This is a genomic window from Pseudomonas sp. NFPP04, from assembly GCF_900113815.1.
Classification (GTDB): Bacteria; Pseudomonadota; Gammaproteobacteria; order Pseudomonadales; family Pseudomonadaceae; genus Aquipseudomonas; species Aquipseudomonas extremorientalis.
Window position 1 is genome coordinate 324,613 of the sequence record NZ_FOQS01000002.1, and the last position, 26,245, is coordinate 350,857.

The following is a 26,245-nucleotide window of genomic DNA, read 5'->3' on the forward strand; positions in this document are numbered from 1 at the left end:
GTATCCTTGAGCGATCGCTCAAAAAGCAAGCGCCGCTTATCTGCCGGTGCCTGGAAGGAATTGCCCATGTCGCGTATCGACCGTAAAGACCAGATCATCGCCGCCGCCCTGGAACTGTTTCGCAGCAAGGGTTTTGCCGATGTGTCCACCCGCGACCTGGCCGAACATGCAGGCCTGTCCCGCAGCCACGTCTATCACTACTTCAGCGACTGGAAGGAGCTGCGCCGCGAAGCCTTCGTGCGGTTTGCCAACGAGCAGCTGGACGAAGTACGCGCGCCCCTGGCAGAAGCAGCGCCCCTGGAAGCCTTTGTGGGTTTTTTGCGCGACTGCCTGCCAAGCACCGCCGATGCGGGGTGGGCGCTGTGGCTGGATGCCTGGGACGAAGCCATGCAGGACCCGGAAATGGCCCAGGCTTACCTGGCGATCAACGCCCAATGGCAAGGCATGCTCGCCGAGGTGATCGAGCGGGGTGTGGCTGCCAACGTCTTGCGTTGTGACTCGCCACAACGCGCTGCCCGCCAGATCTTTGCCGTGGCGATGGGCTATGCCGACGACCTGATGCTCAAACCATCCATGGAGTCGGCCGAAGCGGCCCTGGATGAAGTGATGGAAGTGGCGCGGCTGCTGCTGGACTTCCCAGAGGCGCCCTAGCCGACGGCCGCGGGCCGATATTGCAGCGCTTCCGCCAGGTGCGGTCGAGTGATGTTATCGGCGTGCTCAAGGTCGGCCAGGGTACGCGCCACTTTGAGCAGACGATGGGCCGCGCGCAGGGATAGCGTCAACCGTTCACAGGCGGTTTCCAGCCAGCCTTCATCGGTCTTGGTCAGCTTGCAGTGCTTGCGCAGCCCTGGCAGGTCAAGGAACGCATTCGCACAGCCCTGGCGTTGCTGTTGGCGATCGCGGGCCTGGGCGACCCGTGCCGATGCCTCGGCCGTGTTATTGCCCACCTGCTGGGTTGGATTCAGCGCGGTGGTTTCCCGCGCCACAGTGAGGTGCAAGTCGATGCGGTCCAACAAAGGGCCGGAGAGCTTGTTGCGATAGCGCTGAACCTGCTCCGGCGTGCAGCGACAACGCCCGTTGGGTTCGCCCATGTACCCGCAAGGGCAGGGGTTCATGGCGGCTACCAGTTGGAAGCGGGCCGGGAAGCTGACGCGATCGCGAGCGCGGGAGATGACGATGTGGCCCGATTCCAGAGGCTCGCGCAGCACCTCCAGCACCTTGCGGTCGAACTCCGGCAATTCATCGAGGAACAGTACGCCGTGATGGGCCAGGGTAATCTCCCCAGGCTGCGGTTTCGACCCGCCGCCCACCAATGCCGGACCTGATGCAGAGTGGTGCGGCTGGCGAAACGGTCGGTGTGGCCAGTGACTCAGCGGTGCCAGGCTGACGACCGACTGGATAGCCGCCACTTCCAAGGCTTCCTGCTCGCTCAACGGTGGCAACAAACCCGGCAGGCGACTGGCAAGCAGTGTCTTGCCGGTGCCGGGCGGGCCGCTGAACAGCAGGTTATGCGCGCCCGCCGCCGCGATCAGCAGTGCGCGCTTGGCGGCGAGCTGGCCCTGTACTTCGCTCAGGTCAGGGTATGGCTTGTTCAGGTACAGCAAGCCGTCGGACTTGTAGGACTCTATGGGCTGATGCCCATTCAGGTGCGCCACGACCTGCAGCAAATGATCTACCGCAATCACCTTCAACCCCGAGGCCAGGCACGCCTCCTCGGCATTCGCCCGCGGCACTATCACGGTGCGCCCGGCCTTGCGTGCCGCCAACGCGGCCGGCAGCACGCCTTTCACTGCTCGCACTTCGCCGGACAGCGCCAACTCGCCGAGGCATTCCACCTCATCGAGCATCAGCGCCGGCACTTGAACGCTGGCCGCCAGGATGCCCAGCGCTATCGCCAGGTCAAAGCGCCCGCCGTCCTTGGGCAGGTCGGCGGGTGCCAGGTTGAGGGTGATGCGCCGAGCAGGGTATTGCAGGGCGGAGTTGAGAATGGCGCTGCGCACCCGGTCCTTGCTTTCCTTGACGGCGGTTTCCGGCAAACCCACCAGGGTGAGGGATGGCAAACCGTTGGCCATGTGCACTTCGACGGTGACGGCAGGGGCTTCGACGCCGATCTGGGCGCGGCTGTGGACGATGGCGAGGGACATGCTCGTTCCTTGAAAAGAGGGCCGCTTCCTGCGGTTTTTCAAGGGTAGACGAGGTGGAGAAATGCGAGGCGAGGGAGGTTTTACAGAACGTATCCAGAGTCGTTCGCAGCGCTTTATGTGGGAGCTGGCTTGCCTGCGATAGCATCGCCTGCGTGCAACTGATACACCGAGGCGTCTGCATCGCAGGCAAGCCAGCTCCCACACTGACCGCGTTTATTCAGCAGAGGGCGGTGTCATCTTGGCTTCCAGCTCAGCGACTTTGGCCTCCAGGCTCTCCAGCCGCGCACGTGTGCGGGCCAGCACCACCATCTGGCTATCAAACTCTTCCCGGCTCACCAGGTCGAGTTTGCTGAAGCCGCTTTGCAGCAGCGCCTTGAACTGGCTTTCGATTTCATTGCGGGGCAGCGGGGTGTCGCCGCTGAACAGGCGAGAGGCGTGGCCGCTCAGGGCGTCGAGGAGGTCTTTGGGCGCGAGCATGGGAAATATTCCGGAATACTGTTGGCCGGCAGTGTACCACGCAGCGTCTATAGTCTTTTCCGTGGCGGCGAGCGCACGCTTTTCGCGCAGCGGGTCGGGCGGTTGCGCACTGTTTTTGTGCGCATTGCCGCCATCAAAAAGCCCCGCAGTTGGGCAAAAGTGAGCAAAGGACTGATTTCAGTGATTTTTACGGAGCTGGCAAGGTTTCTGCTTAGACGATCATGACCCATGCACTGATGCAGTCGCTGTGACGAATGCAGTGCGCCGACGGATCAGGGGTACAGGTTTCGTCACCAGTGGTTCGCTGGCGTCGCAACGGCAAATGCCGAGGCGACGACGCGTTACAAAGCCAGGCACTGCGCTTAGACTTGAGACGGGTTTGTTTTCCTGGGGCAAGTCCACCAATTCGGGAGAGAGTTTTCATGAAGCTAGTCACTGCCATCATCAAGCCGTTCAAGTTGGACGATGTACGCGAGTCGTTGTCCGAGATCGGCGTGCAGGGCATTACCGTTACTGAGGTCAAAGGCTTCGGTCGGCAGAAGGGTCACACCGAGCTGTATCGCGGCGCGGAATACGTAGTCGATTTCCTGCCGAAGGTGAAGATTGATGTCGCGATTGACGACAAGGATCTTGACCGGGTTATCGAGGCGATAACCAAGGCCGCCAACACTGGCAAGATCGGTGACGGCAAGATCTTCGTGGTCAATCTGGAACAGGCTATTCGTATCCGTACCGGCGAAACCGATACCGACGCAATCTAAGCCGCCAAACCCCAACGCCCCAGGAGAAAACAATATGACTCTGCGTAAATTCGCAGGGCTCGGAGCCCTGTTGTCCATCGTAATGCCAAGCCTGGCCATGGCGGCAGACGAAGTGGCGGCTCCAGTCCTCAATTCCGGTGACACAGCGTGGATGCTCACATCCACCGCGCTGGTGCTGTTCATGACCATTCCAGGCCTGGCGCTGTTCTACGGCGGCATGGTGCGCTCCAAAAACATTCTTTCCGTGATGATGCAATGCTTCGCCATCACTGGCCTGATCAGCGTGTTGTGGGTCATCTACGGCTACAGCATCGCGTTCGACACGACCGGTATGGAGCAGGGCGTCGTCAACTTCAACTCCTTCTTCGGCGGCATGGGCAAGGCGTTCCTGGCGGGCGTAACCCCGGCCAGCATCACCGGGCCTGCGGCGTTGTTCCCGGAAGCGGTGTTCATCACCTTCCAGATGACCTTCGCCATCATTACCCCGGCGCTGATCGTCGGTGCGTTCGCCGAGCGTATGAAGTTCTCCGCGATGCTGATCTTCATGGCCATCTGGTTCACCCTCGTCTATGCGCCAATCGCACACATGGTCTGGAGCGGTAATGGTGGCTTGCTGTGGGACTGGGGCGTGCTGGACTTCGCCGGTGGCACAGTGGTGCACATCAACGCCGGTGTGGCTGGCCTGGTGGCGTGCATCGTGCTCGGCAAGCGTAAAGGCTTCCCGACCACCCCGATGGCACCGCACAACCTCGGTTACACCCTGATCGGCGCGGCCATGCTGTGGATCGGCTGGTTCGGCTTCAACGCCGGCTCGGCCGCTGCGGCCAACGGCACTGCCGGCATGGCGATGCTGGTCACCCAGATCGCTACTGCTGCTGCGGCGCTGGGCTGGATGTTCGCCGAGTGGATCACCCACGGTAAGCCAAGCGCACTGGGCATCGCCTCGGGTGTGGTGGCTGGCCTGGTAGCCATCACCCCAGCCGCTGGCACCGTCGGGCCGATGGGCGCCCTGGTGATCGGCCTGGTCGCCGGTGTGATCTGCTTCTTCTGCGCCACCAGCCTCAAGCGCAAGCTTGGCTACGACGACTCCCTGGACGCATTCGGCGTGCACGGTATCGGCGGTATCGTCGGCGCGATCCTCACCGGTGTATTCGCAGCCCCTGCGCTGGGCGGCTTCGGCACGGTGACTGACGTGGCTGCACAGGTCTGGATCCAGGCCAAAGGGGTCGGCTTCACGGTGATCTACACCGCTATCGTGACCTTCATCATCCTCAAGGTGCTGGACATGGTCATGGGCCTGCGGGTGACCGAAGAGGAAGAGGCGGTCGGCCTCGACCTGGCGCAACACAACGAGCGCGGCTACAACCTGTAAGTACGCGAAAAAAAGATGCCCGGCTTGCCGGGCATTTTTTTGTCTGTTGTTTGTCAGTCATAACGAGCTGTACCGGTTTTTATCCAGTGTTTGTGATGGGATGCACACGGCACTTTTCCGCATGCCAATGTCTTACAGGCATGTAGGCGTATTCGGCACTTTGTTTTTTCCCTGAGCGCGCTAGAATGCGCGCCGATGGGCGGAGAACTGTATGTGGCAACAGACCCTGATTACCCTGCGGGCCAAGCCCCGGGGCTTTCACCTGGTAACCGATGAGTTGCTGGCCGGCTTGCCTGAATTGAAGGCCTGTCGCGTGGGCTTGTTGCATCTGTGGCTGCAGCACACCTCGGCCTCGTTGACCGTCAACGAGAATGCCGACCCGGCGGTACGCCGTGACTTCGAACGTTATTTCAATTCGCTGGTGCCGCAAGGCCTCGCAGGGTTCGAACACAACGACGAAGGTCCGGACGACCTGCCGGCGCACTTCAAGGCCAGTCTCCTGGGCTGCCAGCTGAGTTTGCCGGTGAAGGCCGGCCGCTTGGCGATGGGGACCTGGCAAGGTGTTTATCTGGGCGAGCACCGTGATCATGGCGGTGCTCGTAAAGTCCTCGCCACCTTGCACGGTGATGGGGCATAAGCCACTGGTTAACCAGTGGATGTTGATTTTTTTCCGGCAGCCGTCGACAGAGGGTGAAGCTGGGCTATAACTAATCTGCTTTTCGCAAGTCATGAGGTAGAACATGAGCGACGATGATCTGGAAAACGACGAACTCGAAGTAGGTGACGAAGACGACACCGAAGAAGGCCTTGAGGCGGCGGAAGACGTTGCCGACGACGACAGTGGCGATGATGCGCCTGTCCCGGCCGCCAAAGGCAAAGCCAAGGCAGCTGTGTCGGTAGATGAATTGCCAAGCGTTGAAGCCAAGAACAAAGAGCGTGATGCCCTGGCCCGTGCGATGGAAGAGTTCCTCGCTAAAGGCGGCAAAGTGCAGGAAGTCGAGGCCAACGTGGTGGCAGACCCACCGAAGAAGCCGGATAACAAGTACGGCAGCCGACCTATTTGAGGTCAGTCACCTGCTTGTAAGAAAAAGCCCGCCGTCGCTGCGGGTTTTTTCATGCCTGGACGTTACCGGCGATAAAAATGTGGGAGGGGGCTTGCCCCCGATAGCGGTGTATCAGCCAACGAATATATTGGCTGACCCACTGTAATCGGGGGCAAGCCCCCTCCCACATGTTGACCTACGGTGTTACTTCCAGCTGCGCAGCAGTTCCGGCAACTCTGTCAGGCTACGAATCTGCGCATCCGGTCGCTTGTCCCCCTCCCATGCCTTACCCGTCGGGTTAAACCACACTGCCCGTAACCCCGCCTGCTGCGCCCCGGCAATGTCATCCCCCGGATGATCGCCAACATGCACCGCCGCACTTGCGTCCACGCCACCACGCTGCAAGGCCTCCTGAAACAACCGCGCATCTGGCTTGGCGATGCCGATATCTTCGGCCCGCAGTGCAAAATGGAAGTAGTCCGCCAGGCCAACACGCTGCACATCGGCATTGCCGTTGGTGATCACACCCAGCAGGAAGTGCTGGCGTAGCGCCTGGAGCATAGGCTCGGCTTCGGGAAACGGAGTGAGCTGGTGGCGCGCATGAATGAATGCTTCGAAGCACACATCGGCCATTTCCGTGGCCTCAGGCTGCGGATAACCAGCCTCTTCAAATGCATGCATCAACACCCGGTGACGCAGGATGCTGATGCGGTGTTTCAGCTCGGGATGGCGCTCCAGCACCTGTTGGCGAAGACTGGCGAAGTGTTCCAGCGGCAAATCGCCGACCTTGGCGGCGTTAAGCGCCAGCCATTCGCGCATCGACGCCTCGGCGCTGATGATGACAGGTACGTTGTCCCAGAGCGTGTCGTCCAGGTCGAAGGTGATCAGCTTGATACTCATGAGTCGCCGTCCTTGATGCGTTTGGCCCTTGGGTGGGCGCTGTCGTATACCGTTGCCAGGTGTTGGAAATCCAGATGGGTATAGATCTGTGTGGTCTTGATATCGGAGTGGCCCAGTAGCTCTTGCACGGCGCGCAGGTCCTGGGACGATTCCAGCAGATGGCTGGCGAAAGAGTGTCGCAGCATATGTGGGTGCAGGTTCTGCCCCAGCTCTCGCTCCCCGGCGGCCTTCACCCGCACCTGAATCGCCCTTGGTCCAAGACGCCGGCCTTGCTGGCTGACGAACACCGCATCGTCCGCCGGGTTGGTCAGCAGGCGCAGCGGCAACCACAGCTGCAATGCTTCCCGTGCCTTGCGGCCTACCGGTAGGACGCGGGTCTTGCTGCCCTTGCCGAGCACTTGCACCAGGCCGTCGGCCAGGTCCAGTTGATCCAGGTTCAGGCCGGTCAGCTCAGAAAGGCGCAGGCCCGAGGAATAGAACAGTTCCAGAATCGCCTGGTCGCGGTGGGCCAGGAAATCATCCTCGACCGCACCGTCCAACAGTTGCAGGGCACGGTCAGTGTCCAGGGTCTTGGGCAGGCGCCGCTCGCCCTTGGGTGGCGACAGGCCGTTGGCCGGGTCGTGGTCGCACAGGCCTTCACGGTTCAGGTAGTGATAGAGCCCACGCACCGCCGAGAGCAGGCGCGACAGGCTGCGCGAGGATTGGCCGGCCTGATGCAGTCGCGCGATCAGGCTGCGCAGGCCCTGGATATCCAGGTCCTTCCAGCTGCTGATCTGTTGTTTTTCGCAGTACGTCAGGACCTTGTTCAAGTCCCGTCGATAGGCTTCCAGGGTATGGGGCGACACCTGGCGCTCGTTGCGCAGGTGAGCGCAGTAAGCGTCCAGTTGCCGTTCCATGGCTAGCGCACCGCGCGCAGGGCGGTGGTGAAACGCGGCAAGACGCGGCCCAGTACTTCGGCGATGTAGGTCAGGAACAAGGTACCCACGGAGCTTTTGTAGTGCTGAGGATCGCGGCTGGCGATGGCCAGCACGCCATGCAGGCCTTGATGACTGAGGGCGACGACGGCAGTGGAGCCGATCTGCTTGCGCTGTTCGGCCCCAAACAGGAAGTCCAGCTCATGCTCACGCAAGGTGCCGCTGATGGTCTTGCCTTCGGACAGCAGGCCACCGATGGTGGTTTGTGCGTCGCTGCCGCTGACCCAACGACCCACCGGCATCGGGTTGTCGCTGAACAGGATCAGGCTCACGAACGGCACCTGGAAGTCCTGGCGCAGGCTGTCTTCCACCGCGATCACCGTTTCTTCAAGACTGGTGGCATCCATCAGGGTCAGGATCAGGCGGCGGGTTTTCTCGAACAGGCGATCGTTGTCGCGGGCGACGTCCATCAGGTGCGAGAGCTTGTGGCGCATTTCAATGTTGCGCTCGCGCAGGATCTTCATCTGCCGCTCTACCAGCGATACGGTATCGCCGCGCTGGTGAGGGATGCGCAGGGCCGGCAACAGCTCTTCGTGTTCGACGAAGAAGTCCGGATTAGCCTCAAGGTACGCCGCGACAGCAGCGGCCTCCAGGCTGTTGCTCGGGGATGCTTGTGCGGGTACTTGAGGCTTATCGGTCATTGGCTTGGCTCACTCATAGACGGACCTGTCCTTCGTATACGCGCGAGGCCGGCCCGGTCATCATCACCGGGTGGCCAGGGCCAGCCCACTCGATGGACAAGCGTCCGCCGGGCAGGTCGATCAGCAGTGGCGAATCCATCCACCCCTGGCTGATCGCGGCCACGGCAGCGGCGCACGCGCCGGTGCCGCAGGCCTGGGTTTCGCCGGCGCCGCGTTCCCATACACGCAATTGCGCGCGGGTACGGTCGATCACCTGCAGGAAGCCCACGTTGACCCGCGCCGGAAAGCGCGGGTGGTGTTCGATCTTCGGCCCCCATTCATGCACGGGCGCATTGTTGATGTCGTCGACCCGCAGCACGGCATGGGGGTTGCCCATGGATACGGCGGCAATATCGATGGTCTTGCCGTCCACGTCCAACGCATAGCTGACAGCCTGCTCGGTGGCCTGGAACGGAATATCCGCCGGCACCAGGCGTGGCGCGCCCATGTTGACGCTGATCTGGCCATCGCTGCGGATATCCAGCTCGATCACGCCGCTCTTGGTCTCGACGCGGATCTGCCGCTTGGCGGTCAGGCGCTTGTCCAGCACAAAGCGCGCGAAGCAGCGTGCACCGTTGCCGCACTGTTCCACTTCGGAGCCGTCGGAGTTGAAGATCCGGTAACGGAAATCCACCTCCGGGTTGCTCGGCGCCTCGACGATCAGCAACTGGTCGAAACCAATGCCGGTGTGACGATCGCCCCACTGTTTAGCGTGCTTGGGCAGGATATGCGCGTGCTGGCTGACCAGGTCGAGGACCATGAAATCATTGCCCAGCCCGTGCATCTTGGTAAAACGCAGCAGCATGGCTTACTCCGGCAGCAGGCTTTCGCCAGCATACAACTCGGCTACCGTCTCGCGGCGACGCACTTCAAACGCTTGATCACCGTCCACCAGCACCTCGGCGGTACGCCCGCGGGTGTTGTAGTTGGAACTCATGACAAACCCATAGGCACCGGCCGAATGCACGGCCAGCAGATCGCCTTCTTCCAGGGCCAGCTGACGATCCTTGGCCAGGAAGTCGCCGGTCTCGCAGATCGGGCCGACGATGTCGTAGGCGCGGGCTTCACTGGCGCGAGGCGTCACGGCGGTGACATTCATCCAGGCCTGGTACAGCGCCGGGCGGATCAGGTCGTTCATCGCCGCATCGACGATTGCGAAGTCCTTATGCTCGGTGTGCTTGAGGTACTCGACCTGGGTCAGCAGCACGCCCGCGTTGGCGACGATATAGCGGCCCGGCTCGAACATCAGCGTCAGGTCGCGGCCTTCGATGCGCTCGCGCACGGCCTGGATATAGTCAGCGATCAGCGGTGGCTCTTCATCGCGGTAACGCACGCCCACGCCACCACCGAGGTCGATGTGGTGCAGGTAGATGCCGCATTCGCCGAGACGGTCGATCAGCGCCAGCAGGCGGTCGAGGGCATCCAGGAACGGAGGCAGGCTGGTCAGTTGCGAGCCGATATGGCAGTCGACGCCCAGCACTTCCAGGTTCGGCAGTTGGGCGGCGCGGATGTACACATCTTCGGCGTCGGCAATGGCAATGCCGAACTTGTTCTCTTTGAGACCGGTGGAAATGTACGGGTGGGTGCCGGCGTCGACGTCCGGGTTGACGCGCAGGGAGATCGGCGCGCGAACGCCCATCTCGGCGGCCACGACCTGCAGGCGCTCGAGTTCATCGGTGGATTCGATGTTGAAGCAATGCACGCCGACTTCCAGGGCGCGGCGCATGTCTTCGCGGGTCTTGCCGACGCCGGAGAACACGATCTTGTCGGCTTTGCCGCCGGCAGCCAGCACACGTTCCAGCTCGCCACGGGAGACGATGTCAAAACCAGCGCCGAGGCGCGCCAGGACATTCAGTACACCCAGGTTGGAGTTGGCCTTGACCGCGTAGCACACCAGGTGCGGCACGCCGTCGAGCGCATCGGTGAACGAGCGGTACTGGGCTTCGATATGCGCACGGGAATACACATAGGTCGGGGTGCCAAAGCGCTCGGCAATCGCGGACAACGCCACGCCTTCCGCGAACAGCTCGCCGTCCCGGTAGTTAAAAGCGTCCATGGAATACCCTTATTCGTAGGTGTCGTGCTTATGCGCTTTGGATGGTTTTTGCGACGATTGCGCCTGTTCATTCGGGTCTTTGCTGTCATCGGGCAGGTACAGCGGGCCTTTTTGACCACAGGCACTAACGAGGCAAGCGACCGCGACGAGCGCAGCAAGGGAAGAGATCAGGCGCTTCATGGCGAAATCCTTGAATATGCATTAATTGCGCCCGAGTATACCGACCACCCGCCAGCTTGCCTATGCGCTGGAATACCCGTCCGGCGGGGGTTTGCCGACATGAAGATGAAGTGGACTACGCTGGCCGTGGATATTTCGTACCGCCAATCGTGATGGAATCGGTATCCTTTGCAATCGGCGGGGCTCGCCCGTATCGTGCGGCGCTCGAGCAAAACCAGACACTTTTGAGGTTGCCACAATGAGTTTGACCGAAGCCCGTTTTCACGACCTGGTGGATTCGACCCAGCAGGCGCTGGAAGATATTTTCGACGACAGCGGCCTGGACGTGGACCTGGAAAACTCGGCCGGTGTACTGACCGTCAAGTTTGAAAACGGCACTCAATTGATCTTCAGCCGCCAGGAACCGCTGCGTCAGTTGTGGCTGGCTGCGCGTTCCGGTGGTTTTCACTTTGATTTCAACGAAGAAGACAACAATTGGCAGTGTGACACCAGCGATGAACTGCTCAGTGAAATGCTCGCGCGCCTGGTCAAGGAACAAGCCGGCGCCGACCTGGATTTCGACGAGATTTGATGGTGACCCAGCCTGCTCCCGTCCGTCCGCCCAAGCCGCTGTTCAGTAATGTCAGCCCGGCGGTGCCGTCACCTTGTATCAGTTTGTGTCGCCTGGACGAGCAGAAAGTCTGCCTCGGCTGTTTCCGCCATGTGGAAGACATCCGTGAATGGCGCTCTGCCGACGATGCACGGCGCCGGATCATCTGCGCCGAGGCCGAGCAGCGCCGGGCCCGCGCCTGAGGCCGTCTTGTTTATTTGTGACGCTGTGGTAGTGTCCGGATACGCCTCAACTCATCGAGGCCCGTGAGAACCCCGCCTTTCCTGGCGGGGTTTTGCTTTTTTGTGCAGAAAAAAGGAGTCTGCCTGAATCATGACCACCGCACCGTCCATCATCCTCACCCGTCTTGACGTGCAGCGTCTGGAGCAACTGATCGACCGCCTGGGCGACGAATCTCCCGGCGTCGAAGCGTTGCAAGCCGAACTCGACCGCGCCGAAGAAGTGGTTGGCCACGATGAAGTGCCTGCGGGTGTCGTGACCATGAACTCCAGCGTGCATTGCCGTGAGCAAGGCAGCGGCAAGGACTACCACCTGACCCTGGTCTACCCGAAAGATGCCAATGCCGATGAAGGCAAGATCTCGATCCTGGCACCGGTAGGCAGTGCTTTGCTTGGCCTGCAGGTTGGCCAGCATATCGACTGGCCGGCCCCGGGCGGCAAGACGCTCAAGCTGGAATTGCTCAGTGTTGAAGGCCAGCCCAAGGACGGCGGTGCCTTCCCTCTTTAAATCCGGCTCAGCGCCTCGTTGAGCGACAGTTCCAGCTCGGCCTTGTAGCGCAGGTACAGGTTGCTGGGGCTTTGCACATCACCGAGCAGGCCGGACAGGTCTAAGTCGGTGATGTAGCAGCGGTAACGTTCGGGCTCCCGGCGTTGCCCGACGATTTCCTGGGCGACCACTGCAAACAGCTGGTCGCCAAATTCCAGCTCGGAAAACTCCCGCTGATTGCAGTACAGGGTGATCCCCACTTGGCCCGGCGCTGCCTTGCCGATAATCGCCTGCACGTCATAGAACGGTTTATTCGCCGGGTTCGACGGCGCAGGGCGAGGCTCGATGCCGCGCGCGCGACCGCTGCCCGACGGCAGCAGTTGGTAATACAAGGTTTGCACTGCGCCCAGTGGCTCATGCGTGTCCAGCGGTGACAGCGCGTCGCGGCGATAAATGATCGACTGCAAAAAGCGCTGCAATGGCGCCAGCAGGCTCTGTTCGTCATGGAACGGCAAGCGCTGCTGCCACAACGCGTTGAATTCATCCAGCACATACAACTCGGCGAAGCCTTCGTTGACTCGGTAGAACACCTGCACGCAATCGGCTAGCCCCATCGGCAGCAGCAGCGCCAGGTCATGGTCTTCCAGGGCCATGGCGTCCAGATGCAGCGGGCTGTAGCAGGCCAGTTCTTCGCTGAGGTAGGCGATCAGCGCGTCCTGGGTGGGCAGTGACACGTGGGTCGCCTGGCCCGGTATCAGCTCCATCACGTGATAGTGCTGCTGTACCTGGAGCAGGTAACGGTGATTGCCCTGACCGAGCAGCAGGTTCTGGGCGGTGTCGAAGATTTCTTCCACGCGCTGGGCAATGAACTGTGCGCGGTTGTGACAGAAGCAGCGCACCCGCAGCCGTGGCAGATGGTCCGCCGGCAATTGATTGAGGTAGTCGCGCAGGCAGTCGAGCAGGGCGTGAGGGCCGTCGTAGCGGCTGACCATCACCTCGTTCCAGCTGTTGAGCGTGACCTGGTCCAGGGTCAGCACCAGGTTGTCGCGCACACCGGCATAACTCAGGGAGTCGGTGCGTTCGGTGGTCATCAGGATGTTCAGGTCGCGGTGGTGCTTGAGCGGGTCGACGCCGACGTTGATCAGCAGCAGGACTTCCTCAGGCACCGCCGAGCGCAGCAGGCGCTCTTCATCGACGCTGGCCAGGGGCAGGGCGACGCTCTGTTGCAGGCTGCCCAACAGGTTGAACAGCTCGAACTCAGTCATGTCGCTGGTGCCGGGGTGCAGGGCCAGGCGGGTGCTGCTGTCGATCACACCGTTGCGATGGCACCAGGTGAGCATCTCCAGCAGGTCGCGGCTGCGCTTGATCGGCGCGAAGTGCTCCCATTCCAGGGCCGTGAGGTTGCCGTTGTACAGGCCCCAGTGGTGTTGGCCCGGCTCCTTGCGATTGGGCGATTGCACCAGGGTCAGGGTGTCTTCGGCCAGATCCGGGGCGATGCCGGGGTTGATGAACTCGACTTTGCCGGCCTTGCGTTCAAAGGCGGCATACAGGCGCCGGCCCAATACGTTGAGGTCGCGCTTGTTGATCAGGCTGACGGTCTGTTCGGTGCGAGCGAACTGGGTCAGGAAGCGATAGCTGTAATTGAGCTCGTTGACCAATGCGCGGCGCTCGGAGGCGACCTGGCGTACTTTCCATTGGCTGCGACTGTCCAGCAGTGTCAGTTGGCGCTGGTCCCAGCCCCATTCATGGGCCAGGCGCTCCAGCAGCAGGCGTTGCCAGCTGGTGCTGCGCTGGCCGGCGCTGAGCTTGCGGTTGACCTTGAGGTACAGCGCACGCCGCACCAGCTCCAGGCGTTCTGGCTCGTTGCGGGCCTTGAGGTATTCCTCGATACGGCGGTAGACCACGATGTAGGGGTCCAGCTCGTCCAGGTCCATCTGGTTGGCGAATACCGCGCGCTTGAAGCGCAGGCTCAGGCAGTGCACGTTCGGGTGTTCGCTGGCATAGACCTCGGTCAGCAGCAGCTTGAGCACCGACTTGTAGGGCGACTCGATGCCCTTGAACAGCTGCCACAACCCGGCGCCGATGAATTCGCCCGGAGGGATGCGCGCCAGGTGGCCAAGGTCCAGGGTTTCGTCGGCACGGATAAAGCGCTTGGAAATCAGCGTGTGGGTGAACTCGGCATAACGAGTCTCTTCATACACCGGCACCAGCCACCAGATCGGTGTACGCCCGGCGAGCCAGATGGCGGTGCGGTAGAACTCGTCCAGCAACAGGTAATGCTGGGTGGTGCCGCAATCGTCGGAACTCAGTTGTGTGTCGCGCTCACCGAGCACAAAGCGTGTCGGCTCGATCAGGAAGAAGTGCGCCTCGGCACCCATGGTCAGGGCCCAGGCTTCCAGCAGTTGGCATTTCTTGCGCAGTTCGGCCAGTTCCACCTCGCTCAGGTCGGCGGCGTGACACACCCACACATCCATATCGCTCTGGTCGGCCTGGGCCAGCGTCCCAAGGCTGCCCATCAGAAACAGGCCGTGAATCGGTCGCGGTGGGTTGCCGTGGCGTGGCTTGTAGGAGAACGAGCGGGTCAGGCGCTGGGCTTCGGTCAGTGCCTGGGCGTCGGGTTCGAAATTCGACAGGCCGGCCGGTGTACTGCCCGATACATAGCCGGGCAGCAACGGGTGATTGACGTGGAAGAACAGCGGCAACAAGGTCAGCACGCTTTGCTGACGCGGAGTCAGCCCTTCGACAGCCCGGGCCATGCGCCCTTCGTTGAGGGCCATGAAACGCGCGCGCAATTGGGCCAGCACCTTACGGTCGATGCCTTCGTCCAGGTCGGGGCGGATCTCATGGGTGCGGGTCATGTCGAAGTCGGTGGCTCGCAGAGCCCGACGTGGGCGGCCATGTAGGAGTTTACAGCCAGTAGCGTAGGAGGTTTAGAGGGAAATGGATTTTGACGTCAGAATTTTCGCACCTCCAAAGCAATGCCCCCGGAATCCGCCAGTAGCGGACTCCATGGGCGGTGTAGGGAATCAGGCAGCTTCTTTGGTAGTGGCAGTGGTCAGGATGGTCAGCAGGGTCTGGGCTTGTTCGGCAGCGTCCCGGCCAAGGCTGGTCAGGTAGCCCCCGTCCGGTTGGTCGATAAGTCCTTTCGCGTGCAGGCGCTTGGCAGCAGCGATGGCAGTGGGCGCGGCGGTCTGGTGAACTTTCAGACCTTCCTTGGTGCTGTCCAATGGGAAGAGTACAAGGATTTCCAGTTCGGCAACCAACTCAGGGGTATACGACATAAGGACTCCAGACTTTCTAAGAATTTATTAGAGGCTAGCAGGCCATAAGGTGAACGCACTTTGCCGAACTGTCCAGCGTGTTGCTGCGCCCCTGGATTATTGCTTTTCCGGGGGCAGTTCCGGCAGGGCGCGCAGTGCAGTTTCATACCATTCGGTATTGAACGCACGGTCCTCTTCCAATAGCGCATCAATCTCGACAGCTAGCACGTGGGCCATCAGTTGCAGGATCTCTTCACGCTCGTAACCCACCAGTGTCAGCTTGTTGAACGTGGCTTTGGCCGCCGGCGGGTTTTCGCTTTCAATCTGGTTCTCGATCGCTTCGATCAGGGTGTTTTCGGCGAATTCTTCTTCGTCGTTGTCGATATCGGTCGGCTCGCTCATGGCTGGCTCCTCAAGGAAAGGGCGTCAGTCTACCCCCATTCAGGCGGGTGATGCTGCTGGCAAGGCCGGGCCCTGGGGGCTATAACCCTTGCAGCCAACCCCATTCCCGGCCTGGAGGCACCTGCAATGCTCAAGCTCTACGGATTCTCGGTCAGCAACTACTACAACATGGTCAAGCTGGCGCTGCTGGAGAAGGGACTGCCGTTCGAAGAGGTGCCCTTTTTCTCTGGGCAGACCCCCGATGTCTTTGCGGTGAGCCCACGTGGCAAGGTGCCGGCCCTCGGCGTCAAGCAGGGGTTTATCAACGAAACCAGTGTGATCCTCGAATACATCGAACAGACCCAGGAAGGACCTTCGCTGTTGCCCGCCGAGCCGTTCCAGCGAGCCCAGGTGCTGGCGCTGTGCAGGGAGATCGAGTTGTACATCGAGCTGCCGGCCCGCGCGTGTTACGCCGAAGCGTTTATGGGCATGCCGGTGCCGGAGGCGATCAAGGAGAAGTCCAGGTCCGAGTTGCTGCTGGGGGTCGGTGCGCTGGGCAGGCACGGCAAGTTCGCGCCGTATGTGGCGGGGGAAAGCTTCACGATTGCGGATTTGTACTTCATGTACAGCGTGAACCTCGCCTGTGCGGTGGGCGAAAAGCTGTTTGGGCTGGATCTTCTGGCTGAAATGCCGGCGGCGAAGGCGTTGCTGGAGCGGTTGCATGCCATGCCCAACGCGCAGAAAGTGGCGGCGGATAGGGAGGCGGCAATGCCGGCGTTTATGGCGATGATTGCGGCAAAAAAATAGATTCTGAAGTTGCGCGAATTTGTGGCGAGCGGGCTTGCCCCGCGTTGGGCTGCGTAGCGGCCCCAAGTAAGAACACCGCGCTCTGTCAGGCATTGCGCGGTGTCAGTTTTTGGGGCTGCTTCGCAGCCCAGCGCGGGGCAAGCCCGCTCGCCACAAGGATCAGCGGCTTGCGAGCAGGGCTTGGCCGCGTACCACTGCGGCTTTTACCTGCGCCGGGGCGGTCCCGCCCACGTGGTTGCGGGCGTTCACCGAACCTTCCAGGGTCAGCACGGCAAACACGTCCTGTTCGATCTGGTCGCTGAACTGGCGCAGTTCTTCCAGGCTCATTTCCGCCAGGTCCTTGCCGGTGTCCACACCGTACTTCACCGCATGGCCGACGATTTCGTGGCAATCGCGGAACGGCAGGCCACGGCGCACCAGGTAGTCGGCCAGGTCGGTCGCCGTGGAGAACCCGCGCAGCGCCGCTTCACGCATGATCGCGTGCTTGGGCTTGATCGCCGGGATCATGTCGGCAAACGCACGCAGCGAGTCGCGCAGGGTGTCGGCGGCGTCGAACAGCGGCTCCTTGTCTTCCTGGTTGTCCTTGTTGTAGGCCAGGGGTTGGCCTTTCATCAGGGTCAGCAGGCCCATCAAGGCGCCGAACACGCGGCCGCTCTTGCCACGCACCAGCTCGGGCACGTCGGGGTTTTTCTTTTGCGGCATGATCGAGCTGCCGGTGCAGAAGCGGTCCGGCAGGTCGATGAACTGGAATTGCGCGCTGGTCCACAGCACCAGCTCTTCGGAGAAGCGCGACAGGTGCATCATCGCAATACTGGCGGCGGCACAGAATTCGATGGCGAAGTCACGGTCCGACACGCCGTCCAGCGAGTTGCCGCCAACAGCGTCGAAGCCCAGCAATTGTGCGGTGTACTCGCGGTCGATCGGGTAAGTGGTGCCGGCCAGGGCGGCGCTGCCCAGAGGCATGCGGTTGGCACGCTTGCGGCAGTCCACCAGGCGCTCGTAGTCGCGGCTGAGCATTTCGAACCAGGCCAGCAAGTGGTGGCCGAAGGTCACCGGTTGCGCGGTCTGCAGGTGAGTGAAGCCCGGCATGATGGTGTCCGATTCACGCTCGGCCTGCTCCAGCAAACCTTTCTGCAGGCGGGTGATTTCGGACAGGATCAGGTCGATCTCGTCACGCAGCCACAGGCGGATATCGGTGGCCACCTGGTCGTTGCGGCTACGGCCGGTGTGCAGCTTCTTGCCAGTCACACCGATGCGGTCGGTGAGGCGGGCCTCGATGTTCATGTGCACGTCTTCCAGGTCGACGCGCCAGTCGAACGTGCCGGCTTCGATCTCGCCACGGATGGTGGTCAGGCCGTCGATGATGCTATCGCGCTCGGCATCGGTCAGCACGCCGACCTTGGCCAGCATCGTCGCGTGGGCGATGGAGCCCATGATGTCGTGGCGGTACAGGCGCTGGTCGAAGGTGACGGAGGCGGTGAAGCGGGCGACGAAGGCGTCGACGGGTTCACTGAAGCGGCCGCCCCAGGACTGGTTGGTCTTGTCGGTGCTCATGGATTCGCTCGTGATCTGCTTAATAAAGAGGCATGGAAGTGTGCCGGCGATAATAACAGGGTTGCCCGTGGACGCGGTGCTGCGGGTCGTCGGCATTTTTATTTGTGCAAAGGATGGCTAAGTGCCTTGCCGTCGACCGCGTCCAGGACGAGACTGAGGAAAGGGGCTTATTGAAACGATATTTGACGATTGAGCAATGTCGTCTCGGCGAGCGTCTACAGTTGGACTGATAGTGTGTGAATGCACCAAAGTCGGGTAATGCGGTCAGAGCCCAGACTATCCATTAAAAAGGGGGGTATTCGGATTGTGTATCAGCAAACCCTACGACGATGCCCGAAGGCAGCAGGTCTTGGGCGCTATTGAACAGGTCCGGGTAAATATGGGTGCCACTCTCAGGGCACTTTTTGCCGCTCGCGCTAGTCTTAGCGTGGATCGCTGTGACGCAAGTCACCGCACCTGTCTACGCTATCCTTGTGCGAGACTCACGCAGGAATCCAGCGCAATATGAATGTCCTGATCGTTGATGACGAACCCCAAGCCCGCGAGCGACTGAGCCGTCTGGTCAGTGAACTCGAGGGTTACGCAGTATTAGAGCCGAGCGCCACCACGGGCGAAGAGGCGTTGACGCTGATCGACAGCCTCAAGCCGGATGTGGTGTTGCTCGATATCCGTATGCCGGGCCTCGATGGCTTGCAAGTGGCGGCTCGATTGAGCGAGCGAGAGTCGCCACCTGCCGTGGTGTTTTGCGCAACCGGTGAAGAGTTTTCCACGGAAACGCTGGAAGCCAGCGGTGTCAGCTTCCTCATCAAACCGGTGGTGGGCGACGCCTTGCTCAAGGCCCTCAAAAAGGCTGAGCGCCCAACCCGCGTCCAGCTTGCCGCCCTGACTCAGCCTGCCGCCCAGAGTGGTAACGGGCCACGCAGCCATATCAGCGCCCGTACCCGTAAAGGCATCGAACTTATCCCGCTGGGTGAAGTGGTCTATTTTATTGCCGATCACAAGTACGTGACGCTGCGTCACCAGGGCGGCGAAGTGCTGCTCGATGAGCCGCTCAAGGCGCTTGAGGATGAGTTCGGCGACCGCTTCGTGCGTATCCACCGCAACGCGCTGGTGGCCCGTGAGCGCATCGAACGTTTGCAGCGCACGCCCCTGGGGCATTTCCAGCTTTTCCTCAAAGGCCTTAACGGCGACGCGTTGATCGTCAGCCGGCGGCATGTGGCCGGTGTGCGCAAGATGATGCAGCAGCTTTAGCCCAGGGGTTGTAGCGAGGCCTGCATTCCATATCCCGGTGCGAGGTGGCCAGGGAGGCCCCGCACTTGCTGATTCAAATCAAAGCGTATTTGCCTGAGCTGTTATTATCTGCCGTATCTATTCAGTACGGATTGATCCATGTCCTCTCGCGAAATCCGCATCGCCACTCGTAAAAGCGCCCTGGCCTTGTGGCAGGCCGAATACGTCAAAGCACGCCTTGAGCAGGCCCACCCTGGCCTCAAGGTGTCCCTGGTGCCCATGGTCAGTCGTGGCGACAAGCTGCTCGACTCGCCACTGTCGAAGATCGGCGGCAAGGGCCTGTTCGTCAAGGAACTGGAAACCGCGCTGCTGCAAAATGAAGCCGATATCGCCGTGCATTCGATGAAAGACGTACCCATGGACTTTCCAGAAGGCCTGGGCCTGTTTTGCATCTGTGAACGTGAAGACCCGCGTGACGCCTTCGTTTCCAATACTTATGCATCGTTGGATGAGTTGCCTCTGGGCAGCATCGTCGGTACGTCGAGCCTGCGTCGCCAGGCGCAGTTGCTGACTCGTCGTCCGGACCTGCAGATCCGCTTCCTGCGTGGCAACGTCAACACCCGCCTGGCGAAGCTGGATGCCGGTGAATATGACGCGATCATCCTCGCCGCCGCCGGCCTGATCCGTCTCGGTTTTGAAGACCGCATCACCTCGGTCATCAGCGTCGAGGACAGCCTTCCCGCCGGTGGGCAAGGCGCCGTTGGCATCGAATGCCGTACCGCCGACCGAGAAATCCACGCCCTGCTCAAACCTCTTGATCACCAGGACACCGAAGTGCGCGTCACGGCCGAGCGCGCCCTGAACAAGCACCTCAACGGTGGCTGCCAGGTGCCGATCGCCTGCTACGCCGTGCTCGAAGGTGAAAACCTGTGGTTGCGTGGCCTGGTGGGTGATCCGGAGGGTGGCACCCTGCTGACTGCCGAGGTCCGTGGCCCGCAACGTGATGCCACGGCCCTCGGTATCCAGGTGGCTGAAGCGCTGCTGGAGAAGGGCGCCGGTGCCATTCTGCAAAAAGTCTACGGCGAGGCCGGCCCGCAGTGACCGAATGGCGTGTGCTGCTGACGCGGCCTGCCGAGGAATCGATGGCCCTGGCGGCCACGTTGTCCGATGCGGGGGTTTTCAGCAGCAGCTTGCCGTTGCTGGATATTGAGCCGCTGCCGGTCACTCCTGAACAGCAGGCTGTCTTCCATGACCTGAGCCGCTACTGCGCGGTGATCGTGGTAAGCAAGCCGGCGGCGCGACTTGCGGTCGCGCAGTTGGATCGCGCATGGCCGCAGTTGCCATGGTTCAGTGTTGGCGCCGCCACCGCGCAGGTATTGGCTGATCACGGCCTCACCGTTCACTATCCCCCCACTGGCGACGACAGCGAGGCCTTGCTTCAATTGCCTGCGTTGCGCGAGGCTATCGCACGCCCTGATGCCCAGGTCTTGATCCTGCGAGGCGAGGGTGGTCGTGAGCTGCTGGCGGAGCGTTTGCGTGAGCAAGGTGCTAGTGTCGACTACCTGGAGTTGTATCGCCGTTTCCTGCCGGCCTACGACGCCGGGGTACTGATGCAACGCATCCAGTTGGAACGCTTGAACGGCCTGGTGGTCAGCAGTGGGCAGGGTTTTCTACACCTGCAAGCCCTGGCCGGAGCCGATTGGCCGCAAGTGGCACAGCTACCGTTGTTCGTGCCGAGCCCGCGAGTCCAGGAGATGGCGCGGGCCGCCGGTGCAGAAAAAGTTGTGGATTGTCGTGGTGCGAGTGCCGCGGCTTTGTTAGTGGCGATACGGAGCTATACCGTTCCCACTCTCTGAAACGCAAAGGACGGATACGTGAGCGAAACAGCCTTGCCTAAAGATGAAGCCCAACCCGCACTTGATGCGCCGGTTGAGTCACCGGTCACCGCGCCGCGCCGTGGCAATGGCCTGGCAATCGTCGCCCTGCTGCTCGGCGCCGCCGGTGTTGCCGCCGGCGGTTGGGGGATCTGGCAGGTCCGCGCCCTGCAGGCCAGCAGCCAACAGCAGTTGGGCCAGGTGCAGACCCTCGATGACCAGTCCCAGTCCCTCAAGCAAAGCCAGCAGCAACTGGCGGCGCGCCTGGCGCAGTTGCCGGGTGCGGATGAGCTTGAGGAGCGCCGTCGTCTGGTGGCCCAGTTGCAAGGCGACCAGCAACGTCTGAGCCAGCGCCTGGAAACCGTGCTGGGCGCCAGCCGCAAGGACTGGCGTCTGGCCGAGGCCGAACACTTGATTCGCCTGGCGAGCCTGCGTCTGTCTGCCCTGCAGGACATCAACAGTGCGCAGGCGCTGGTTCAAGGTGCCGACGAGATTCTTCGCGAGCAAAGCGATCCCGGCTCCTACGCTGCACGCGAGCAATTGGCCAAGAGCCTTGCCGCGCTGCGTAGCACCGAGCAGCCGGACCGCACCGGGCTGTACCTGCAATTAGCGGCCTTGCGCGACCAGGTCGTGCAATTGGCGGCCATCGCCCCCGAATATCAGTTGACCGAGCCGGCCTCCCAAGGCCGCCCGACCACCGACACCGAAAGCCGCTGGAGCCAATGGTGGGAGCAGATTTCCCGCTACTTCCGCATCGACTTCAACCCGGATGACAACATCCGCCCGCTGCTGGCCGGCCAAGGCTTGAACCAGGTGCGCCTGGCCCTGAGCCTGGCCCTGGAGCAAGCACAATGGGCCGCTCTCAATGGCGAGTCGGCAGTCTATAGCCGCTCCCTGGGCGAGGCGCGCAGCGTCTTGCAGGACAACTTCAACCAGGACAACCCACAGAGCAAGGCGATGCTGGCGCGTATTGCAGAGCTTGAGCCCAAGGCGGTGTCGGTGGTGACGCCGGACCTGGCTGCGAGCCTGGCGGCTGTGCAGGCGTACCTTGAGCGGCGTCATCTGTCTGCCGACGAAGCCAAGGCGGCGGCGACGCCGGCGAAGCAGGAGTAGAGCTGATGAAACGTTTCTATGTGGTCCTGGTGCTGGCGATTGCCATCGCGCTGGCGCTGGCGGTGGGCATTTCGAAACACACCGGTTACGTGCTGGTCACCTACCCGCACGTGCTGCATTACGAGTCAAGCCTGTGGGCGACCGTGGTGGCGGTGTTTGCCATCGGTTTGGCGATTTACCTGATCCGCGTGCTCCTGAGCCTGGTCACCACTTCCGGTGGCGTGGTCAACCCGTGGTCGCGGCGCAACCGCAGCCGCCGCGTGCAGATCGCCATCGAACAAGGCCAGATGGACCTCGCCGAAGGCCGCTGGGCCAGCGCCGAGCGCCACCTGCACCGCGCTGCCGAAGCCGAGCGTCAGCCACTGCTGTACTACCTCGGCGCGGCCCGTGCTGCCAATGAGCAGGGGCGCTACGAAGAGTCCGATGGTTTGCTGGAGCGTGCCCTGGAGCGTCAGCCCCAGGCCGAGCTGGCGGTTGCCTTGAGCCATGCCCAGCTGCAACTGGACCGTGGTGATACGGAGGGTGCGCTGACCACCTTGCAGGCGATGCACGAACGCCATCCCCATAACGCGCAGGTGCTGCGCCAATTGCAGCGCTTGCATCAGCAGCGGGGCGACTGGTCATCGGTGATCCGCCTGTTGCCGGAATTGCGCAAGGACAAAGTCCTGCCCGCCAGTGAACTGGCCGAGCTTGAGCGTCGTGCGTGGGGCGAGAACCTCAGCCTCGCAGCCCAACGTGAAGAACAGGGCGAGGCCGGCTTGCAGTCCCTTGAACGGGCTTGGCAACAACTGACGTCCGCTCAGCGTCAGGAGCCGCAATTGGTCCTGGCCTATGCCGAGCAATTGCGCCAACTGGGCGCCGACGCCAAGGCTGAGGAAGCATTGCGCGGCGCCATCAAGCGTGGTTACGACAGCCACCTGATCCGGCTGTACGGTCTGTTGCGCGGCAGCGACCCGGCCCGGCAGCTGAAGTTTGCCGAAGGTTGGCTGAAGGATCATCCTGGCGATGCCAGCCTGCTGCTGACGTTGGGCCGTCTGTGCCTGCAAAACAGTTTGTGGGGCAAGGCACGAGACTATCTGGAAAGCAGCCTGCAGGTGCAGCGTAACCCTGAGGCCTGCGCCGAGCTGGCGCGCTTGTTGGCCCAACTGGGTGACACCGAGCGCAGTAACCAATTGTTCCAGGAAGGGCTGGGTTTGCTGGATAACCGTTTGCTGGCCTCACCGTTACCCGTCCCGGCTCGGGTTTGAGGTAGGAAGACAGGCGAGGGTTGGCTCGGATATATCTGGCAGCCAATCCCTCAGGACCTCGGAAAGCAGCTATCAGTGCGATTGTAGGCAAAGTCCGACGCTCTGTTGTCTAAAGTCTTCCATCTTCTGGCGGGATCTCCTTACCCTCTCGCGGAATCGTCTGCTCCAGCATGTATTGAAAGCGGTCAGGCCTTTCCTCTACCGTAGCGACCTATCTTTCGCGATGCGGATAAAGCATGTCTTTGGCCCCTTCACGCTCCTTGTATGTCCTTGCGTTCCTGGCGGGTGCGCTGACATTGGGCGCCTCGTTTTACCTCGAGTTCGGGGTCTCGTTGCGTCCTTGCTTCCTGTGCCAGATGCAGCGGGGTTTCCTGGCCGGTTTCACATTAGTCAATCTGGTCGCCGCCCTTCATAACCCCAAACGCTCGGTTATCTGCCTGTATGGGCTGGCGAGCATGGGCTTCGCACTGCTGGGTGCCATTACCGCCGTACGCCAGGTACTGCTGCAAAACGCCGCACCGGGACAGTCGGCTGATTGCTGGCCCAGCCTGCATTACATGATCGAAAACCTGTCGTTTTGGCAGGCTCTGCAATTGACCGTCAAAGGCACCGTCGACTGCGTTGAGATCAACTGGACGCTGTTTGACTTGAGCCTGCCGGAGTGGAGCCTGCTGTTCTTCATTGGGATGTTGATACTGGGCGTCATGCAATTTTCACAGCTGTTTTTGAGCCAGCGTTTGCGCCCGGCGAGGCGCTGATATCGGGTCGCAGTTTGTAGGACGGGATTAAACACTTGTATGAACTTTCTCTCCTGCGTACCTTGAAGCCATAGTCATGCGGGCATAATCTGGCCCGCACGTGTAGTTCAAACCGTTTGTCAGATGCGGCCTTGTCCGGCTGCTGCTTTATCCTTGAAGTGTTGCGCGGGCACCAGGCAGCAGCGCCCCTATTAGGGAAGAGAGATCATCATGCTGGAAAGTTGTCAGAATGCTCAGGAACGCTGGGGTGGGGTGCACAAGCTGATCGACAGCTGGCTGAAGGCACGTCACGAACTGGTTCGGGCCTTTGATGCTCTTGGCGCCAAGCCTGAAGCACTGGCCGAGAACCGTGAACCGTTGCAGGACTTTTGTGGTGTCTTGGTGGACTACGTGTCAGCCGGCCATTTCGGTGTCTACGAGCAACTGACCAAGGAGGCGGAGGCCTTTGACGATCAGCGTGGTCTGGATTTGGCGGAGACCCTCTACCCGCGCATCGATGTCATCACTGAGAAGCTGCTCGAGTTTACCGACCTGTGCGATGCCGGTAACTGTGTGGCGGATAAATTCAAAGAATTGGGCGCGTTGCTTCACGAACGATTCGAGCTGGAAGACTGCTTGATCGAAGTGCTGCACAACGCTCACAAGGAAGAGTCTGCTACCCAGGCTTGATCCTCGATAATAGGGGTACAAAAAACGGTGCGCATGGCGCACCGTTTTTTGTTGCCTCAGTGTCGGGTACCGAGCAATTCGATCTCGAACACCAGGGGTGTATAGGGCGGGATCAATTCGCCGGCACCGTCGGCGCCATAGGCCTGGGACGATGGAATCACCAGGCGCCATTTGGCGCCCACCGGCATCTGTTGCAACGCGTTGCTCCAACCGCTGATCACACTGTCCAGGCGAAACCATTGAGGTTGCGCGCTCTGGTCGAACACTGTCCCATCGGGTAGCCGTCCCACGTACTTCACTTGAACCTGATCGCTGGCCTTCGGCTTGTCGCCAGTGCCTGGGGTGAGCTCGGTAAGCAGGATTCCATCCGCCAACTCGCGCACACCCTTTGCGGCTTTTTCTTTGCTCAGGAATTGTTGTTCGGCCGCGAGTGCTTTTTCGCTTTGAGGTGCCTGCGCGTCAGCTTCGCTTTGTGCTTCGTGCTGGGCAAGAATCTGTTCGATGCGTGCGTTGTCCAGCGCCAGGGGTTTGCCTTGATAGGCTTGTTTGAGGCCTTCGACCAGCGCCTGGATCTGCAAGTCGGGAACCTCCTGGCGCAGGCGTTCGCCGAGGCTGGCGCCCAGGCTGTAGGCGAGGTCGTGCTGGTTCTGGTCGGTGTTTTTTACCGGCGATTGTTCGCTCGCATTGGCCACCGAAATCGCCAGGCCAAGCACAAGAAAAAAGTAACGCGACATGGGCATCCTCCCGCCGAAAGTGCGACGGATTATGCCAGTGTGGTGACGTAAAAAGTGCCGCGTATTTTCGTTATCTCGATAAGAATTTTCTCACGGTGCAACGCCAGGCAAACGATACTGTCAACATGCCCTAGCGGCGGTAAGAGCAGAGGGCTAGTATGAGCCGCACCCACGTCAGCCAGGAGGTAAACCATGTCGGCCAAACAGAAGCCTGTTAATACCCCGTTGCATTTACTCCAACAACTCTCGGGCAGCTTGCTCGAACATCTGGAAAGCGCTTGTTCCCAAGCGTTGGCCGATGCAGAAAAACTGCTCGCCAAGCTGGAAAAACAACGCGGTAAAGCGCAAGAGAAGCTGCACAAATCCCGCACCAAACTGCAAGACTCCGCTACTGCCGGCAAGGCCAAGGCACAAGCCAAAGCCAAAGACGCTGTCAAAGAACTTGAGGATCTGCTGGACGCCCTCAAGGATCGCCAAGCTGAAACCCGCGCCTACATTTCCCAACTTAAAAAAGATGCTCAGGAAAGCCTGAAGCTGGCCCAGGGCGTTGGTCGTGTGAAGGAAGCCGTTGCTAAGGTGCTGGGCGCTCGTACCCCAGCTAAAGCTGTTGCAGCGAGCGCGAAGAAGCCGGCGAGCAAAGCTGTTGCTGCCAAGGCACCCGCTAAAGCCGTAGCAAAACCTGCTGCTGCCAAGCCAGCCTCTAAAACCGCTGCTGC

Annotated in this window: 30 protein-coding genes; 17 read left to right on the plus strand and 13 right to left on the minus strand. The window is 61.2% G+C overall.

Translation table 11 applies throughout. The features are described from left to right. Positions 1–66 precede the first annotated feature (66 nt). Positions 67–651, plus strand: a complete 585-nt coding sequence (locus BM017_RS05305) for a TetR/AcrR family transcriptional regulator (protein ID WP_071488054.1) — start codon at positions 67–69, stop codon at positions 649–651. Here the strand turns inward: BM017_RS05305 and BM017_RS05310 are convergent. Continuing rightward, a complete protein-coding gene (locus tag BM017_RS05310) occupies positions 648–2,144 on the minus strand; it encodes a YifB family Mg chelatase-like AAA ATPase (RefSeq protein WP_092241706.1) in 1,497 nt (498 codons plus the stop codon). The genes BM017_RS05305 and BM017_RS05310 overlap by 4 nt on opposite strands. Before the next feature lie 213 nt (positions 2,145–2,357). Further along, complete coding sequence (locus BM017_RS05315) at positions 2,358–2,621, minus strand: accessory factor UbiK family protein (protein WP_058424222.1); 264 nt, start codon at positions 2,619–2,621, stop codon at positions 2,358–2,360. A 422-nt stretch (positions 2,622–3,043) separates the two neighbouring features. Here BM017_RS05315 and glnK point away from each other — a divergent pair, with 422 nt between their 5' ends. The 4 genes from glnK to sutA all read left to right on the plus strand — a co-directional run bounded on the left by glnK (position 3,044) and on the right by sutA (position 5,818). Continuing rightward, positions 3,044–3,382, plus strand: a complete 339-nt coding sequence (gene glnK / locus BM017_RS05320) for a P-II family nitrogen regulator (protein ID WP_002555808.1) — start codon at positions 3,044–3,046, stop codon at positions 3,380–3,382. Between the two features lie 34 nt (positions 3,383–3,416). Then, on the plus strand, positions 3,417–4,754 hold the full coding sequence (locus tag BM017_RS05325; protein ID WP_071488051.1) for an ammonium transporter: 1,338 nt from the start codon (positions 3,417–3,419) through the stop codon (positions 4,752–4,754). A gap of 211 nt (positions 4,755–4,965) precedes the next feature. Continuing rightward, positions 4,966–5,391 (plus strand): secondary thiamine-phosphate synthase enzyme YjbQ, encoded by a 426-nt coding sequence (locus BM017_RS05330; RefSeq protein ID WP_010567185.1) that lies wholly within the window; start codon positions 4,966–4,968, stop codon positions 5,389–5,391. A gap of 103 nt (positions 5,392–5,494) precedes the next feature. Further along, positions 5,495–5,818, plus strand: coding sequence for a transcriptional regulator SutA (gene sutA / locus BM017_RS05335; protein ID WP_092241708.1), 324 nt, complete (start codon positions 5,495–5,497; stop codon positions 5,816–5,818). Positions 5,819–6,001: 183 nt separating this feature from the next. On the opposite strand, the gene BM017_RS05340 is transcribed toward sutA, so the two are convergent. From BM017_RS05340 to BM017_RS05365, 6 genes are read right to left on the minus strand one after another with little or no spacing between them, the layout of a single operon-like run. After that, positions 6,002–6,697 carry an HAD family hydrolase gene (locus BM017_RS05340; RefSeq protein ID WP_092241710.1) on the minus strand — a complete coding sequence of 232 codons (696 nt, stop codon included), beginning with the start codon at positions 6,695–6,697 and terminating at the stop codon, positions 6,002–6,004. Continuing rightward, a complete protein-coding gene (gene xerC / locus BM017_RS05345) occupies positions 6,694–7,593 on the minus strand; it encodes a tyrosine recombinase XerC (protein WP_092241712.1) in 900 nt (299 codons plus the stop codon). The genes BM017_RS05340 and xerC overlap by 4 nt, the downstream gene beginning before the upstream one ends. 2 nt (positions 7,594–7,595) lie before the next feature. Beyond that, a complete protein-coding gene (locus BM017_RS05350; protein WP_071488047.1) occupies positions 7,596–8,312 on the minus strand; it encodes a DUF484 family protein in 717 nt (238 codons plus the stop codon). A gap of 13 nt (positions 8,313–8,325) precedes the next feature. Next, positions 8,326–9,156 carry a diaminopimelate epimerase gene (dapF, locus tag BM017_RS05355; RefSeq protein WP_092241714.1) on the minus strand — a complete coding sequence of 277 codons (831 nt, stop codon included), beginning with the start codon at positions 9,154–9,156 and terminating at the stop codon, positions 8,326–8,328. A 3-nt stretch (positions 9,157–9,159) separates the two neighbouring features. Then, positions 9,160–10,407 carry a diaminopimelate decarboxylase gene (gene lysA / locus BM017_RS05360; RefSeq protein ID WP_092241716.1) on the minus strand — a complete coding sequence of 416 codons (1,248 nt, stop codon included), beginning with the start codon at positions 10,405–10,407 and terminating at the stop codon, positions 9,160–9,162. A gap of 9 nt (positions 10,408–10,416) precedes the next feature. Beyond that, positions 10,417–10,587, minus strand: coding sequence for an LPS translocon maturation chaperone LptM (locus BM017_RS05365; protein ID WP_010207449.1), 171 nt, complete (start codon positions 10,585–10,587; stop codon positions 10,417–10,419). 238 nt (positions 10,588–10,825) lie between these two features. Between BM017_RS05365 and cyaY the strand changes: the two genes are divergently transcribed. The 3 genes from cyaY (at position 10,826) to rnk (ending at position 11,923) form a co-directional block, all read left to right on the plus strand. Beyond that, positions 10,826–11,158: an iron donor protein CyaY gene (gene cyaY / locus BM017_RS05370; protein ID WP_092241718.1), complete on the plus strand. Its 333-nt coding sequence runs from the start codon at positions 10,826–10,828 to the stop codon at positions 11,156–11,158. Positions 11,159–11,160: 2 nt separating this feature from the next. Next, positions 11,161–11,379: a DUF1289 domain-containing protein gene (locus BM017_RS05375; RefSeq protein WP_092242377.1), complete on the plus strand. Its 219-nt coding sequence runs from the start codon at positions 11,161–11,163 to the stop codon at positions 11,377–11,379. 130 nt (positions 11,380–11,509) lie between these two features. Then, a complete protein-coding gene (gene rnk / locus BM017_RS05380; protein ID WP_058424215.1) occupies positions 11,510–11,923 on the plus strand; it encodes a nucleoside diphosphate kinase regulator in 414 nt (137 codons plus the stop codon). Here the strand turns inward: rnk and BM017_RS05385 are convergent. From BM017_RS05385 to BM017_RS05395, 3 genes are all read right to left on the minus strand, one after another. After that, entirely contained in the window at positions 11,920–14,760 is a 2,841-nt protein-coding gene (locus BM017_RS05385) for a class I adenylate cyclase (RefSeq protein ID WP_092241720.1), read from the minus strand. The two genes, rnk and BM017_RS05385, sit on opposite strands and share 4 nt — an antisense overlap. A 168-nt stretch (positions 14,761–14,928) precedes the next feature. Continuing rightward, entirely contained in the window at positions 14,929–15,183 is a 255-nt protein-coding gene (locus BM017_RS05390; RefSeq protein ID WP_010207442.1) for a TIGR02647 family protein, read from the minus strand. A 96-nt stretch (positions 15,184–15,279) separates the two neighbouring features. Next, complete coding sequence (locus BM017_RS05395) at positions 15,280–15,564, minus strand: hypothetical protein (RefSeq protein WP_058424213.1); 285 nt, start codon at positions 15,562–15,564, stop codon at positions 15,280–15,282. Between the two features lie 126 nt (positions 15,565–15,690). Between BM017_RS05395 and BM017_RS05400 the strand changes: the two genes are divergently transcribed. Then, on the plus strand, positions 15,691–16,350 hold the full coding sequence (locus BM017_RS05400; RefSeq protein WP_092241722.1) for a glutathione S-transferase family protein: 660 nt from the start codon (positions 15,691–15,693) through the stop codon (positions 16,348–16,350). A 159-nt stretch (positions 16,351–16,509) separates the two neighbouring features. On the opposite strand, the gene argH is transcribed toward BM017_RS05400, so the two are convergent. Next, a complete protein-coding gene (gene argH / locus BM017_RS05405; RefSeq protein WP_071488042.1) occupies positions 16,510–17,904 on the minus strand; it encodes an argininosuccinate lyase in 1,395 nt (464 codons plus the stop codon). 504 nt (positions 17,905–18,408) lie between these two features. Between argH and BM017_RS05410 the strand changes: the two genes are divergently transcribed. From BM017_RS05410 to rsd, 7 genes are all read left to right on the plus strand, one after another. After that, positions 18,409–19,155, plus strand: a complete 747-nt coding sequence (locus BM017_RS05410) for a LytR/AlgR family response regulator transcription factor (RefSeq protein ID WP_071488041.1) — start codon at positions 18,409–18,411, stop codon at positions 19,153–19,155. Positions 19,156–19,293: 138 nt separating this feature from the next. Then, complete coding sequence (gene hemC, locus BM017_RS05415; protein WP_092241724.1) at positions 19,294–20,235, plus strand: hydroxymethylbilane synthase; 942 nt, start codon at positions 19,294–19,296, stop codon at positions 20,233–20,235. Next, positions 20,232–20,990: a uroporphyrinogen-III synthase gene (locus tag BM017_RS05420; RefSeq protein ID WP_092241727.1), complete on the plus strand. Its 759-nt coding sequence runs from the start codon at positions 20,232–20,234 to the stop codon at positions 20,988–20,990. The genes hemC and BM017_RS05420 overlap by 4 nt, the downstream gene beginning before the upstream one ends. An 18-nt stretch (positions 20,991–21,008) precedes the next feature. Next, entirely contained in the window at positions 21,009–22,121 is a 1,113-nt protein-coding gene (locus tag BM017_RS05425) for a uroporphyrinogen-III C-methyltransferase (protein ID WP_092241728.1), read from the plus strand. A 5-nt stretch (positions 22,122–22,126) separates the two neighbouring features. Next, on the plus strand, positions 22,127–23,368 hold the full coding sequence (locus BM017_RS05430) for a heme biosynthesis protein HemY (protein ID WP_071488037.1): 1,242 nt from the start codon (positions 22,127–22,129) through the stop codon (positions 23,366–23,368). A gap of 236 nt (positions 23,369–23,604) precedes the next feature. Then, complete coding sequence (locus BM017_RS05435) at positions 23,605–24,126, plus strand: disulfide bond formation protein B (protein ID WP_071488036.1); 522 nt, start codon at positions 23,605–23,607, stop codon at positions 24,124–24,126. Between the two features lie 210 nt (positions 24,127–24,336). Beyond that, positions 24,337–24,795, plus strand: coding sequence for a sigma D regulator (gene rsd / locus BM017_RS05440; RefSeq protein WP_092241730.1), 459 nt, complete (start codon positions 24,337–24,339; stop codon positions 24,793–24,795). Between the two features lie 56 nt (positions 24,796–24,851). Here the strand turns inward: rsd and BM017_RS05445 are convergent, their stop codons facing one another. Next, on the minus strand, positions 24,852–25,529 hold the full coding sequence (locus BM017_RS05445; RefSeq protein ID WP_092241732.1) for an FKBP-type peptidyl-prolyl cis-trans isomerase: 678 nt from the start codon (positions 25,527–25,529) through the stop codon (positions 24,852–24,854). A 192-nt stretch (positions 25,530–25,721) separates the two neighbouring features. On the opposite strand from BM017_RS05445, the gene BM017_RS05450 reads away from it, so the two are divergent. Next, positions 25,722–26,245, plus strand: a 524-nt coding sequence (locus tag BM017_RS05450; RefSeq protein WP_218189848.1) for an AlgP family protein, incomplete at its 3' end; no start/stop codon positions are given.

Bases quoted from the DNA above. Each gene is read 5' to 3' on its own strand.
- sutA (WP_092241708.1), top strand. From the start codon at position 5,495: ATGAGCGACGATGATCTGGAAAACGACGAACTCGAAGTAGGTGACGAA.
- rsd (WP_092241730.1), top strand. From the start codon at position 24,337: ATGCTGGAAAGTTGTCAGAATGCTCAGGAACGCTGGGGTGGGGTGCAC.
- lysA (WP_092241716.1), bottom strand. From the start codon at position 10,407: ATGGACGCTTTTAACTACCGGGACGGCGAGCTGTTCGCGGAAGGCGTG.
- hemC (WP_092241724.1), top strand. From the start codon at position 19,294: ATGTCCTCTCGCGAAATCCGCATCGCCACTCGTAAAAGCGCCCTGGCC.
- BM017_RS05390 (WP_010207442.1), bottom strand. From the start codon at position 15,183: ATGTCGTATACCCCTGAGTTGGTTGCCGAACTGGAAATCCTTGTACTC.
- argH (WP_071488042.1), bottom strand. From the start codon at position 17,904: ATGAGCACCGACAAGACCAACCAGTCCTGGGGCGGCCGCTTCAGTGAA.
- BM017_RS05435 (WP_071488036.1), top strand. From the start codon at position 23,605: ATGTCTTTGGCCCCTTCACGCTCCTTGTATGTCCTTGCGTTCCTGGCG.
- rnk (WP_058424215.1), top strand. From the start codon at position 11,510: ATGACCACCGCACCGTCCATCATCCTCACCCGTCTTGACGTGCAGCGT.
- BM017_RS05310 (WP_092241706.1), bottom strand. From the start codon at position 2,144: ATGTCCCTCGCCATCGTCCACAGCCGCGCCCAGATCGGCGTCGAAGCC.
- BM017_RS05330 (WP_010567185.1), top strand. From the start codon at position 4,966: ATGTGGCAACAGACCCTGATTACCCTGCGGGCCAAGCCCCGGGGCTTT.
- BM017_RS05365 (WP_010207449.1), bottom strand. From the start codon at position 10,587: ATGAAGCGCCTGATCTCTTCCCTTGCTGCGCTCGTCGCGGTCGCTTGC.
- BM017_RS05340 (WP_092241710.1), bottom strand. From the start codon at position 6,697: ATGAGTATCAAGCTGATCACCTTCGACCTGGACGACACGCTCTGGGAC.
- dapF (WP_092241714.1), bottom strand. From the start codon at position 9,156: ATGCTGCTGCGTTTTACCAAGATGCACGGGCTGGGCAATGATTTCATG.
- BM017_RS05305 (WP_071488054.1), top strand. From the start codon at position 67: ATGTCGCGTATCGACCGTAAAGACCAGATCATCGCCGCCGCCCTGGAA.
- BM017_RS05325 (WP_071488051.1), top strand. From the start codon at position 3,417: ATGACTCTGCGTAAATTCGCAGGGCTCGGAGCCCTGTTGTCCATCGTA.
- glnK (WP_002555808.1), top strand. From the start codon at position 3,044: ATGAAGCTAGTCACTGCCATCATCAAGCCGTTCAAGTTGGACGATGTA.
- BM017_RS05385 (WP_092241720.1), bottom strand. From the start codon at position 14,760: ATGACCCGCACCCATGAGATCCGCCCCGACCTGGACGAAGGCATCGAC.
- BM017_RS05315 (WP_058424222.1), bottom strand. From the start codon at position 2,621: ATGCTCGCGCCCAAAGACCTCCTCGACGCCCTGAGCGGCCACGCCTCT.
- BM017_RS05430 (WP_071488037.1), top strand. From the start codon at position 22,127: ATGAAACGTTTCTATGTGGTCCTGGTGCTGGCGATTGCCATCGCGCTG.
- cyaY (WP_092241718.1), top strand. From the start codon at position 10,826: ATGAGTTTGACCGAAGCCCGTTTTCACGACCTGGTGGATTCGACCCAG.
- BM017_RS05400 (WP_092241722.1), top strand. From the start codon at position 15,691: ATGCTCAAGCTCTACGGATTCTCGGTCAGCAACTACTACAACATGGTC.
- xerC (WP_092241712.1), bottom strand. From the start codon at position 7,593: ATGGAACGGCAACTGGACGCTTACTGCGCTCACCTGCGCAACGAGCGC.
- BM017_RS05350 (WP_071488047.1), bottom strand. From the start codon at position 8,312: ATGACCGATAAGCCTCAAGTACCCGCACAAGCATCCCCGAGCAACAGC.
- BM017_RS05445 (WP_092241732.1), bottom strand. From the start codon at position 25,529: ATGTCGCGTTACTTTTTTCTTGTGCTTGGCCTGGCGATTTCGGTGGCC.
- BM017_RS05395 (WP_058424213.1), bottom strand. From the start codon at position 15,564: ATGAGCGAGCCGACCGATATCGACAACGACGAAGAAGAATTCGCCGAA.
- BM017_RS05410 (WP_071488041.1), top strand. From the start codon at position 18,409: ATGAATGTCCTGATCGTTGATGACGAACCCCAAGCCCGCGAGCGACTG.